Source organism: Segatella maculosa OT 289, from assembly GCF_000243015.1.
Classification (GTDB): domain Bacteria; phylum Bacteroidota; class Bacteroidia; order Bacteroidales; family Bacteroidaceae; genus Prevotella; species Prevotella maculosa.
Genome location: NZ_JH594503.1, coordinates 261636 through 273981, shown reverse-complemented (window position 1 = coordinate 273981; position 12346 = coordinate 261636). Strand labels below are relative to the sequence as shown.

Annotated in this window: 10 protein-coding genes; 3 read left to right on the top strand and 7 right to left on the bottom strand. The window is 49.1% G+C overall.

The genetic code is table 11. The features are described from left to right. Nucleotides 1-139: 139 nt before the first annotated feature. Together rpsB and tsf are read left to right on the top strand one after the other, a co-directional pair. On the top strand, nucleotides 140-982 hold the full coding sequence (gene rpsB / locus HMPREF9944_RS07070; RefSeq protein WP_008565447.1) for a 30S ribosomal protein S2: 843 nt from the start codon (nucleotides 140-142) through the stop codon (nucleotides 980-982). Nucleotides 983-1092: 110 nt separating this feature from the next. Then, on the top strand, nucleotides 1093-2088 hold the full coding sequence (tsf, locus tag HMPREF9944_RS07065; RefSeq protein ID WP_008565446.1) for a translation elongation factor Ts: 996 nt from the start codon (nucleotides 1093-1095) through the stop codon (nucleotides 2086-2088). Between the two features lie 654 nt (nucleotides 2089-2742). On the opposite strand, the gene HMPREF9944_RS07060 is transcribed toward tsf, so the two are convergent. The 4 genes from HMPREF9944_RS07060 to HMPREF9944_RS07045 form a co-directional block, all read right to left on the bottom strand. Next, nucleotides 2743-3000, bottom strand: a complete 258-nt coding sequence (locus HMPREF9944_RS07060; RefSeq protein ID WP_019966953.1) for a hypothetical protein — start codon at nucleotides 2998-3000, stop codon at nucleotides 2743-2745. 4 nt (nucleotides 3001-3004) lie between these two features. Beyond that, a complete protein-coding gene (locus tag HMPREF9944_RS07055) occupies nucleotides 3005-5836 on the bottom strand; it encodes a putative LPS assembly protein LptD (protein ID WP_008565444.1) in 2832 nt (943 codons plus the stop codon). Between the two features lie 63 nt (nucleotides 5837-5899). Continuing rightward, nucleotides 5900-6436 (bottom strand): HD domain-containing protein, encoded by a 537-nt coding sequence (locus HMPREF9944_RS07050; protein WP_008565443.1) that lies wholly within the window; start codon nucleotides 6434-6436, stop codon nucleotides 5900-5902. Nucleotides 6437-6442: 6 nt separating this feature from the next. Further along, complete coding sequence (locus HMPREF9944_RS07045) at nucleotides 6443-8218, bottom strand: oxaloacetate decarboxylase (RefSeq protein WP_008565442.1); 1776 nt, start codon at nucleotides 8216-8218, stop codon at nucleotides 6443-6445. Nucleotides 8219-8401: 183 nt separating this feature from the next. Here HMPREF9944_RS07045 and HMPREF9944_RS07040 point away from each other — a divergent pair, with 183 nt between their 5' ends. Next, complete coding sequence (locus HMPREF9944_RS07040; protein ID WP_008565441.1) at nucleotides 8402-9247, top strand: lipocalin-like domain-containing protein; 846 nt, start codon at nucleotides 8402-8404, stop codon at nucleotides 9245-9247. A 276-nt stretch (nucleotides 9248-9523) separates the two neighbouring features. On the opposite strand, the gene HMPREF9944_RS13205 is transcribed toward HMPREF9944_RS07040, so the two are convergent. The 3 genes from HMPREF9944_RS13205 to HMPREF9944_RS07030 form a co-directional block, all read right to left on the bottom strand. Further along, a complete protein-coding gene (locus tag HMPREF9944_RS13205; protein ID WP_216594336.1) occupies nucleotides 9524-9733 on the bottom strand; it encodes a hypothetical protein in 210 nt (69 codons plus the stop codon). 583 nt (nucleotides 9734-10316) lie between these two features. Further along, a complete protein-coding gene (locus tag HMPREF9944_RS07035; protein WP_008565437.1) occupies nucleotides 10317-10745 on the bottom strand; it encodes a lipocalin-like domain-containing protein in 429 nt (142 codons plus the stop codon). Beyond that, entirely contained in the window at nucleotides 10742-12337 is a 1596-nt protein-coding gene (locus tag HMPREF9944_RS07030) for a capsule assembly Wzi family protein (RefSeq protein WP_008565436.1), read from the bottom strand. The genes HMPREF9944_RS07035 and HMPREF9944_RS07030 overlap by 4 nt, the downstream gene beginning before the upstream one ends. Nucleotides 12338-12346 lie beyond the last annotated feature (9 nt).

Here is a 12346-nt window from a genome sequence, read left to right as displayed (position 1 = left end):
CCGGGCAGACTCTGAGGCTAAAAACAGATTACTGCCGGGTTGGTTCTGAGCAAAATAGAGCTTGTTCACAGCCATATTACGACCGTGAACAGCCGAAAGAATTAACAAAGAAAGTAAACAAATTAAAACAACAAAAGAAATGTCAAGAACAAATTTCGACCAATTACTCCAAGCAGGTTGCCACTTTGGGCACCTTAAACGCAAGTGGAATCCCGCCATGGCTCCTTATATTTTCATGGAGCGTAACGGCATTCACATCATTGACCTCCACAAAACGGTTGCCAAAATCGATGATGCTGCCGAGGCTCTCAAGGCAATTGCAAAGTCAGGAAAGAAGATTCTGTTTGTCGCTACTAAGAAACAAGCTAAGGAAATCATAGCAGATAAGGCCGCATCTGTTAACATGCCGTACGTAAGTGAGCGTTGGGCAGGTGGTATGTTGACCAACTTCCCGACCATTCGCAAGGCAGTTAAGAAGATGACAAACATCGATAAGCTGATGAACGACGGCACTTTTGCAAACCTATCTAAGCGTGAATTGCTGCAAATCACACGTCAACGCGCCAAGTTGGAGAAGAACCTTGGTTCCATTTCCGACCTGACTCGTCTGCCAAGCGCACTCTTTATCGTCGACGTAATGAAAGAACATATCGCCGTGAAAGAGGCAAATCGTCTCGGTATTCCTGTGTTTGCGATTGTTGATACGAACTCCGATCCGAAGAATATCGACTTCGTTATCCCTGCAAACGACGACGCCAAGGACAGTGTAGAGGTGATTCTCACTGCTGTTTGCGGTGCCATTGCCGAGGGACTTGAGGAACGTAAGGCCGAAAAAGCCGACGAAAAGGCTGCAGCTGCGCAGCCCGAAGAGGCCGTAGAGGTGAAGAAACGCACCCGAAAGGCCCGCAAAGAGACCGAAGCTGCGCCCGTTGCAGCCGAAACCACAGCTGAACCCGAGGCCGAAGAAGCCAAGGCAGAGTAACTATTCATAGGGTCTTATTGATAAGGATAGGCTCTTATAAGCCCCTATACCGTGTCAATAAGTCCCTATTTGTTTTTAAATTCATAAAGAAGAAGAAAGGAATTACAATTATGGCTATTACAATTGAGGATATAAAGAAACTGCGTTCCATGACCGGTGCAGGTCTGGCAGACGTTAAAAAGGCCCTGACCGAGGCCGAAGGTGACTTCGATAAGGCAAAAGACTTGCTGCGCGAGCGTGGCTTGGCCATTGCAGCAAAGCGGTCAGACCGCGAAACTTCCAACGGTTGCGTGCTCGTTAAGTGCGTCAATGGCTTTGCCGCTATGGTCGCAGTGAAGTGCGAAACCGACTTTGTAGCTGCAGGTAAAGACTTCATTCAGCTCACTCAAGACATTCTTGACGCAGCAATCGCTGCAAAATGCAAGACACTTGACGAGGTGAAAGCACTCAAATTGGCTAACGGAGACGATGCCGCAACAAACGTACAGCACCGTTCCGGCATCACAGGAGAGAAGATGGAGATTGACGGTTACAACTTCCTTGAGGGCGAAAACATCTCTGTTTACGACCACATGGGCCGACATACGCTGGCAACAATGGTGCAACTGAGTGCCAACAACGAAGAAGCCGGCCACAAAATCGCCATGCAGGTGGCTGCAATGAAGCCCGTTGCACTCGATGAAGCCTCAGTTCCGCAGGCAGTTAAGGACGAAGAGTTCAAGGTTGCCATTGAAAAGACCAAGGAAGAGATGGTAGAAAAGGCCGTCAACGCAGCCTTAAAGAAAGCCGGAATCAATCCCGCGCACGTCGATTCAGATGATCATATCGAGAGCAACACGAAGAAGGGATGGCTCACGCAAGAAGATGCCGACAAAGCTCGCCAGATAAAGGCAACCGTTGGCGCAGAGAAAGCAGCCAGCCTCAATGAGGATATGATTCAAAACATCGCAAAGGGCCGGCTCAACAAGTTCTTCAAGGAGAACTGTCTCGTTGATCAAGAGTTCCAATTCGGCGATGATGAAAAGCTGAGCGTCAGCGAATGGCTGAAGAAACAGGGCGATGTGAAGATTGTGGCCTACAAACGCTTCACGCTTGTGGCTGAGTAAGCCCGCGAAAATCGCTGTCAATCAAATATAAAACGGGTGTCCCACGTCATGTAGGACACCCGTTTTCGTATTCCGTCCGGCCTGCCTTGTGCAGCAATCTTTTGTACCTTGCGGATAATGGCGGTCATTTCGGTTTTCAATATCACCCATATTGCGCGGCAAAATGGGCCATATTAGGCAGTAAAATGGCTGCAATTGCACGGTAAAATGGGTGAGATTGAAACGCAAGGTGCAAGTCGTTGATTATCAAATCAAATTATGTGGGGACACACGAACCGTGCATTTGCGACTTCATTCATATGGAGCGGACGCACGAACCGTGCGTCCCTACATACCCATACAGGCCGGATTGATGCGTAAAATTGAGGAGAGGGCGAGCTACTCGAATGCATGTAGGGACGCACGGCCCGTGCGTCCGCTCGAAAAACTATGTATATATGCATACATTTTGAATGGAACGGACGCACGAACCGTGCGTCCCTACATACCCATACAAACTGGATTAATGTGCAAAATGAAGGAGAAAGCGAACTGCTCGAATGCATGTAGGGACGCACGGCTCGTGCGTCCGCTCAAAAAACGAGTAAGGCACGGAAGTAAAAACAAGCGGATTGCCTCTTTTCATCGCGAATATCAAGCGGTAAAGACCGGCGGTCAGAGCAGCTGTTCCAGCTTTTCAACGGCCGAACGCATATCGTCCGGAAAGGAAGTATGGGTCAACAAGAAGCCCTCTTTACCGTCGGAAAGCCAGCCATAGAGGGAAGGATCCATCTCATAAACATATTCACTGATGGCATATTCGATGTCATCTTTTTGGCGTTCGCTGTGAGAAAAGGCGTAAACCTGCCATTTCTGGTGAAAGAAACAATAGGCTGCTTCGATGCTATCTCGGCTGAATTGGGGCGTATTCATAGGCTTAATACCATTGCACGGCATTGCTGTAGCCGCTTCGTTTGTCGTATTTCAGGGCGTCGGTCAGCGTACTTGCGTTGCATCGGAAGCTGAAGTTGTAGCTCGTATAAGGTGCAAGTACCACCTGACAGCTCATGTTGAAGCAGTGAAGGTCGCGTTGCAGGCTGGCCGTTGTCATGCTGATTGCGTGGTTCTCAAAGTCATATCCCGATGAGAAACTGATGTTCCAGCCATCGCTAATGCGCAGGTTTCCGCTGAAATTCAGGGTCTGTGTGAACATATAAGGATAGCGCATGGTGCGGTAGTTGAACTTTCTGACGTCGGTATTCTCGCGCATTGTGATGCCATAACCAACGGTTAGCGACCACGGCATGGAGAACATCATGTAGCCATCGTCGTCGGTTTCGGCCTTTCCTGTGGCTTTCTTCTTGCGTACACTGCGCTGTCCTTCGATCATATCGTCGTCAACATTCGACTCAACATTGGTGTCCACGCCTTCTGCTTCGGGGTCGTTGCGCTTGCCTTTCGGCTCATCTTCGTCGCTACTTCCACCGAAAATCTTTTTCAATTTCTCGGGGGTGAGGGTGAAAGACACGTTCTGTGACATGCCTTGGAAGCGGCCCCACTTGCCCATTCCCCAGTAGGTATGGTTGCCGACGTAGGGCTTTCCGTTCGCATCCAGCTCGTAAGCGTAGGACGCAAAGACCGCATTCATGTTGAAAGTATAGTTCTTCCACCACTTCAGACGCAGGTTCATGCTGAGGTCGCTCCATGGTTTTTCCTTGGCAGCCATGTTATATGACATGTTGAAACCAAGGTTATCGATGATGCTAATCTTGCGTATGCCGGTCGTATCTTTGTCGGATTTGATTTTCATTTCGATGTTATTGTCGAACGAAAAGTTGAAACTTCCCATCTTTCCGCGGCCGGGTACGCCGTAAAGGCTGTTGGCATAGGGCGAATATTCCACGAGGTCTACGGTGCCGTCTGTGTTGGTTCGCTGGTAAGTGGCATAGTAACCGTAGCGCGAAGTGCCGAAGTCGGGGGCGTAACTGAAGCTAACCGACGGCGTGATGACATGGCGAATGGCCTGTATTTTGTCGCCGAAAAGCTTGCGATTCGGTATGAACATGCCGTAGAGTTTGGTGCTTGCACCGAGGCTAAAGTCCCAGTTATAGATATTATGGAAGCCATATGTGGTGTCGGCGACTTCCTTTTTGGCTACCTTGTCCCATGATCTTGTGACCTTATTGGTGTACATTCGGTCGGTGAAATTGAAAGAAGGAGTCACGTTAATGTAGTTGAACAGCGTGAAACTTCCGCTGACCGGAATGCGATGTTGCATGCCGTTGCGCCAGTCTTTGATGAGATTTGAACGGAAAAGTCGGTCTTCTTTCGTGTTGATAGAGTTGCTTATCTGTCCCGTATAGCTTACGGAAATCTTCTCATACCAGCGTTCTGTGCCCGCCGCATGCGCCCGTTTGAAGGGGTAAAAGCGGCTGATATTGATGTTAAGATCAGGCAAAGTGAGGGCTATACTCGAGTCGCGCATGTTCTGATTCAGGTTAGCTGTGGAGCTAAGAGAGAGGCCGATGCTCGAAAAATTGGTGCTCCAACTGACCGAAGATGTGTGGGTGGACTGCGTAAGCGTCTGCGGATTGTAAAGGCTTCCCATGTTGTTTCGCTCGTAACTCGACGAAGCAAAGTTCACACTTGCAGCCAAAGAGCTGAACGGATTGGCCTTTTGGTCCTGCCGATGGCTCCATTGTATCTTGAAACTTTGCTGGCGGGTGAAGTCCGGAAGCCCCTTATCTCCGGTCTTGGTATCCTGATATGCGGCGTAGAAAGTGCCGCTATAGCGATAGCGTTTGTGGTAGTTTGTGGCCGCACTTAAGCCCCATGAGCCTCGAGTATAAATCTCTCCGAGGAGCTTTAAGTCCCATTTATCGCTCATAGCAAAGTAATATCCGCCGTCTCGAAGATAGAAACCGCGGGTGCTTTCATCGCCATATGTGGGCATAATAAAGCCGCTTGAGTAACTCTTTGTGAATGGAAAAAAGCCGTAAGGTATGGCTAATGGCAACGGAACATCAGCCACAACGAGATAGGCAGGCCCGAAAACAACGTCCTTTCCCGGGCGAACCTTGGCCCGCGAAAGGGCAATATAGAAGTCGGGATGGGGCTCGTCGCAGGTGGTATAGCGGCCATGTTGCAGGAAAATCTCGCCCTTGTCGTTGCGCTTGGAGAGCTTGCTTTGCAGGAAACCTTCCTCCTGTTGGGTGGCAACATTCTGTATCAAGCCCTTCTTGGTCTTGAAATTAAAGGACATAGTATCACTCTCATAGTTGTCCGATCCCATTGAAAATACGGGCGTACCCTTTAGCCCTTTGCTCGCAGTATCGCTCACTCCGGTGGCATGAACGAGGCTACTATCCATGTTCAAGTGGATACGTTCGCTCTTGAGGTCCATGTTTTCGTACTTCACATTCGACGAACCATAGAGGAAAGCCGTCTTGTTTCGTGCGTCATACACCATGGAATCGTTGGCAGAAAAGTTCACCGGAGCATCTATTCCATTCTTTTTCTGCCGGTTAAGTGAGTCAAGATGAATGGAGTCGTCAATGGTTTTGTTGTGCCGATAGATGGCCAGTTGCAGGGAATCCATCGTAGTTGTGTCGATGATTTCACGGCCCAAGGAGTCTCGTTTCATGGCTTTGTCTACAGCAACACTGTCAGAAGAGACACGTTTATGCCTCTTTCGGGACTGATAGTCGGCGTTGGCCAGCATGAAAAAGAAGGCACAAAGCAACAGAACTGTAAACGAAATTCTCCTCATTTAGGGTGCAAAGATAGTAATAAATCGCTGAAACAGTCTGCCTTTCAGCGTTAAAAGATATTTTTATTCGAACAGTCTTTCCCACGATTTGAAGCGTTCCAATCCCGCTTCTCCAAAGCGTTGAAGACTCTTTTCGGCCTGTTCTATCGTCTTTTCTTGTTCAGGTCGGGTCTTTGAATAGAACTTATCGGCATAGCAAATGACCTTTTCTTCCATCGTTTCGGGCAGAAAATCCTGCGGTGGAAGCGGCAAATTGAGACGCAATATCTCCTCTTTTGTGATGCCGGCCCCCGTGTGTCTTTCACACACTCTCGCATGTTTTGGAAGCCCTTCTGCCCGAAGTAGCTCCGCACCTATGCGGCCATGAGTAAGGTAAGGAGCCTTTCCAAAGCATTGAATGCCTGGTGCATCGCATTTAAAGATACCGATATCGTGGAGCATGGCGGCCTCAATAATGAACCGACGGTCAAGGTTTAGTTCGGGATGATGGTCACAAATGCGCACAGCACGCTTCATTACAAGCGTGCTGTGTGTCATATATATGTCCCTAAGACGGTTGTCTTCGGGATAGTATTTATCAATGATTGCCTGATAATCCATGTCTGATTATGCCTCAGGACGCTGGATATAGGCAATCACATCGCCCTTTCCCACCTTGCTACCTTGCTTGGCATTGATTTCAACAAGCTGTCCACCGAGGGCCGAAGGAATAGAAACAAACTCGCCCCAAGAGGTGAGAATGTAACAGAATATGTCGTCTTTTGCATACTCTTTTCCAATGAATGGCTCCACAGCGGGGGCTGCTTCGCCCTCTCCTTGGAACTCCCAAAAGAGCTGACCCTTTACAGGTGAGACGATAGCATCAGCCTTTGCGTGCTTGAAAGCGGCTGCCTCTTCGGGGCTTACCTGCGCACCCAACTTTGCATCCTTAGCCTTTTGGAGGTCTGAAAGGAAGTTCTTTTTGGCCTGACCGCTCTTATAATTGCGGTATTGTTCAGGGTGCATGGCCAGCTCAAAGAGCTCTTCATCGTCCTGACCATAGTCCCATCCGTTCTCATCCATTTCCTTTTTGAAGTCCTCAAGCGCATTGGTAAGTAGCGTATGTGGGTCGGCATCGGTGAATTCGCGGCCTTGTTTCTTGGCCAATTCCACCAATTCGGGGTCGATATCTCCAGGCACTTTGCCGCTCTTTCCCAGTATCATGCCCCACATAGACTCGTCCATCATGACGAAACGTCCCTTACCTTGCTCCATTGTTAACAGGTTCATAAGAGCTATGTTCTTTACATATTGGCTGAAAGGAGTAACCAATGGGGGATACCCAACACGTGGCCAAACGTGCTCAACCTCGCTGAATAGCTTCACAAGCATATCGTCCATGGAGAGCTCTTCCTCCCCTTTCTTCTTGCGAAGGTTGTTAATTGTCTGTCGAATACCACCCAAATCGGCCATCATTGAACCCATCATTCCACCGGGAAGTCCGCAACCTAAGAGCAGAGAAGACATGATTTTGTTGGCCGGATTGATGAAATATCCGAGCCATTCATCAATGAATTCCTGTGTCAAAGCACGTGCTTTCATGTAGGCATTCATATTGATTTGCGGCACATCGAAGCCCTCATTGCGCAGCATACTCAATACAGATATGATGTCAGGATGCACCTTTCCCCATGACAAAGGCTCCATAGCTGTGTCGATAATGTCGGCACCATTGTTGCAAACCTCAAGGATCGAGGCCATCGAAAGCCCTGGTCCTGAGTGCCCATGATACTCAATCAAGATGTCAGGATACTTGGTTTTGATAGCCTTTGTCAGCTTACCCAGCAGGGCTGGTTGGCCGATACCGGCCATGTCTTTCAGGCAGATTTCCTCGGCACCTGCCTCAATCAGCTCATCAGCAATACGTGTATAGTATTCCAAAGTGTGTACCGGTGAGGTGGTGATACACAGTGTTCCCTGTGCTGTCATGCCTGCTTCCTTGGCCCATTTGATGGAAGGTATGATGTTACGCACGTCATTTAGGCCGTCAAAAATACGTGTTATGTCGGTCCCTTGTGCATGTTTTACCTTATACATTAAGGCGCGAACGTCGTCCGGAACGGGGTACATTCGAAGGGCATTCAGCCCACGATCAAGCATATGGGTCTTGATTCCGGCCGCATGAAGCGGCTTACAAAAGGCGCGAACTGCCTCATTTGGGTTCTCTCCGGCAAGGAGATTGACCTGCTCAAAGGCCCCTCCATTGGTTTCAACACGCGCGAAACAACCCATCTCAACAAAGACAGGAGCGATGCGTTCCAGCTGATCTTTGCGAGGTTGGAACTTGCCTGAACTCTGCCACATATCCCGATAAACGAGACTGAACTGTATTTTCTTTCCCATTATAATAATAAAATATGTATTTGATATCCTTGTCCTAAAAAGGGAACCTCCAAGCCGTTGCTTTCCAACAAGGGCATGATAGGCACCCGTTAGGCTGCAAAATTAGATAAAAAATTCCAAAAACGACCGCATTACATCTATTTTTTGCAAATATTGCTTTATATTTGCACAAAATTTGAAGCAATGAAATTAAAGACTTGGATGGCTGTCGTTTGCGCCGTTATGGGCCTGATGGCCTGCGGAGACAAGGCGAAACAGCCCACTAAACGCAAGGGATACCTCAACGAAGAACTGCGTATCAAGGGCGACAGCACCGTCTATGGCTTGGCATGTGAGGGATGTAACGACTCAACCATCGTGCTTTTGCCCACCGACGGACGCGATCCTGTGCCCTATGATATCATCGATGCGCACCGCAATGGCCGTGTTTTGGGCGACATACAGATAGGAGATTGGATTGGAATAGTGGTCAACAAGCAAGACAAACACATGGCGGACGAGGTGGTGAATCTCGACGAATTGAAAGGTATTTGGTGCTATATTGTCATGCCACAAATGCGCGATTACAAGAAAATGAGCAAGAAATTGCAACAGAGAATGATGCGCGACATGCCCGATTCCATCAAGCAAACCTACCTTATTCCACGCGAATACGGCTTTTGGTTGCGTCGTCAATGGGCGGCACAAAGCGTGGGTTACGTCAGTGAACAGTCGGCGTTGGAGCAGGAAAGCCCTGTGGTTTATCCGCAACTCAGCTTTTTCACGGGCTGGCATATATGGAACGGACAACTCATTGTGGAGAGTGCAACGCCCGTATTCAGCAAGGACAACACCATCACCACCATCAATCCGCGCAAGGATACCTGCATTATTGTCTACTTGGGACGCGACTCTCTCGTGCTTAGCGACGGTATCGACTCGCGCAGTTACTATCGAAAACGCAGCATCAATGACGTTAATGTCAAGGCCAGATACATAGCCGAGAAACTCAAGAAAGAAGCTTTGAAGAAGGCGATGCGGCAGGAATAGAAGCCCAAAAGCCTCACTCTCGACCCCTCTTCCAAGGAGAGAGGAGCCAAAAACCTTATTGAATAGCGGTTAAAAGCGGGGATTTTGGTTGCTTTTTGCAACGGATGACGAGCTTATCTCTTGGAGTAAGAATGTCAACAAAATTCATACCGTATTTGCATTCGCCTGTAAAAAGTATTATATTTGCATCAGGGAAGGTCGTGAAAGGCCTTCCCTTTTTTCGTACAAGCCGAAGAAACGGGCTTCAAGATGATTGAAACAACGCATCAATATCAGCTATTTTTGAGCAGGAAACGCGTGTTTTTCATCAAAAATTTCTGTTTTGTGGCAGAAAATGACCGATACGGTAATGTAGGGACTTGGGCTTTGAACATTGAACATTGAATATTGAACTTTAGGATTGGCCGAATGGCAGGATGATTTGCGGGCAAGAGGCATGTAGGGACGCACGGTTCGTGCGTCCGTTCCATTCAAAATGTTGTGCATATATACATAGTTTTTTGAGCGGACGCACGGGCCGTGCGTCCCTACATCATTCAAACAGTTTTCTAATATGGCCCATATTGCGCGGTAAAATGGGCCATATTAGGCGGTGAAATGGCTGCGATTGCGTGGTAAAATGGCTGCGATTGGAACGCAAGGTGCAAGTCGTTGATTATCAATATGGACGCATGTAGGGACGCACGGCTCGTGCGTCCGTTCGCATTTCAGTTGACAGTAAACAAGTAAATGAGTAGACAAGTTGATTGTTATACGGTATATAAGGACGCACAGCCCGTGCATTTACGATTCCATTCACATGGAACGGACGCACGGGCCGTGCTTTTACGATTCTCCATTCACATGGAGCGGACGCACGAACCGTGCGTCCCTACATTGCTTCCTCTGCCATTTTGCAGATATGAGTACAAAAACAAGCATGGCGAAGCAGGCGAAATCTACTCCTATTTTAGACGAGGTGTAGTCCTACTTTAGATGGCATCTACTCCTACTTTAGACAAGATGCGGTCTTGTTTTAGCCCACGTCGCCGGCTGATGTGCATCGAGTTCGATGCGCAAACGGCAAGAATCAAAGCTTCAGCAGGCGCAAACGGAGCGTCTTCGAGCGCAGGATCAGCTTGCTGTTTGATAGGTTTTCAATCTTAAAACCCTCTTGCAGACCGTTCACACCAAAGGGTTTTACGGTCTTGATGTCCGTGATTTTGATGTCATCTTTATCGCGATCGGAGAGGTAGGGCGACGATAACAAGAGGCTGTCGCCCCGATGTTTGAAGCTGAAATAGAGGTCGCTCCCGCCCTTTGTGTCGCGCATTTCGAGTAAACGGCCCTGAAAAGCCCACGTCAGGCCGCTCGTTTTCAAGTCCAAGGTGTGCCGGTTTGCAAGCGTGTCTACGGCCCTCAGCTGCCAGAAGCCATCGAGTTTGCCGTTGTCGGAGAACTCTATTGTGCAGCTTGTCAGCAGCAATAGCAGTGCCAAAAGAGATGTGTTTCGTTTCATTTCCGAGTGCGTTTGATATTGAAAATCCCTGATTTCGAGAGCGTAATCTGCCCACCTATGTTGTTGCCATAGAGCTTTCCGGCGTCCAATCCGAATGCTCCTGTCACGCTCCAGCCTGCAAACCGCATGCCTTCGGGGCAGGTGTAACGGGCTTCAAACATGAGACTGAAGTCCTCTTTCGGGTCGGGATAGAAGTCATAATAGGTGCCGTAGCCTTTCTGATAGGTGGCCAGCAAGCGATAGTCCAAGCCGTTTTGCAAGCTTCCTTCGGCCCCGAAGTGCCACGCAACGAAGCGGTTATTCTTCACTTCTACCGTGCCTTCGGTGTTATAAAGCGGCGACATGTAGAGCGGATTGCCCATCGTCATGCCCCAATGTTGCCAACCTGTGAAGAGATAATGGTTGTAATAGCTGTCTCGTCCACATATATGTTCGTTGATATTTGCCGTATGATCGTGATAAACGGGGCCGCCCTGATACTTCGTATAGAGATATTCTGCGACCAATTTCCTTAGCCAAGGCGTCGCTTTCAGGCGTAGTTCGGCCCCCAACATCCAGTCTTTGAAGTCGTAAGCAAAGTATTTTGAGCGTACTTGTTTGTGTGCATCAGCTCCCTTTCCCCAGCCATTTTTGTTGATATGTATCATGGAGGAGTTGTCTTCAAAGTATTGATCGGCATAGCAACTCAGGCCCCATTGCGCGTTATCATAGTTGAAACGGGCCACCCAACTGCCCAAGTGATTGCCCTCTTTGTTGACGAATTTGCCGTCAGTAGCATCTGAACCGCCGGGGAAAAAGGCGTTCCAAAACGAGCGAAGTCCGCTTTGGTTCTTGATTTCCACCATTTGATTGCCCTGCCGAATGAATGATTTCCCGCCAAACTGGCACGCCATTTCGAGGCCCAATTCAAGGGAGAAGGGGAGCTGCTCGGGCTTTCCAATCATCAGATAGCCTGCTTTGCTGTGGAAGAGCACCCCTTTTGTGTAGCGGTTTTGCCCTTGTGTGAAGTCATGTTGCCACGTATCGTCGGTCGTTTTGCCGAAGGCAACGTGCCCTTTCAGGCGCAACCAGCGGCCAGTAAAGGGCAGAATCCAATATTCGGGCAGCGATAATCGCACCTGAGGAACAGGCCTTGCGTTGATACCCAAGGTCTGTGAACCCGACGAAAGCCGGTTGTCTTTCAGCTCCATCGGCTGCTCTTTCGCCCCGATTGTCACCACGCCGTGCAGCCATCTGGCCTCAACAAAGGCCTGTTGCACGACAAATTGGCTCGTGAAACCCGTGGGGAGAGCCAAGTCTATGCCGTATCCTATGCCCCAACGACGGCCGGAATCGCGTTCCAAAGGGCGCATCATGGCGGCCCGGACATAGCCGTTTGTGGGCTTTAATGTGCTTAGTCCGTAGCGATTGGCAGTGAACCAAAGGGGCGATTTACCGCTCGCCGTGCTCCCTTGCCACGTCAATTGATAGTGAAGATGGTGTGTCAAGTCTGGCTTGTTCAGGCTGTCTGCCTGCCCGTCATGGGCAGAAAGCAAGGTCGAACCCGCCAGAAAGAGGGCCGTGGCAAGTAATGTTCTCGGAGATTTCTTCATCAATAAAAG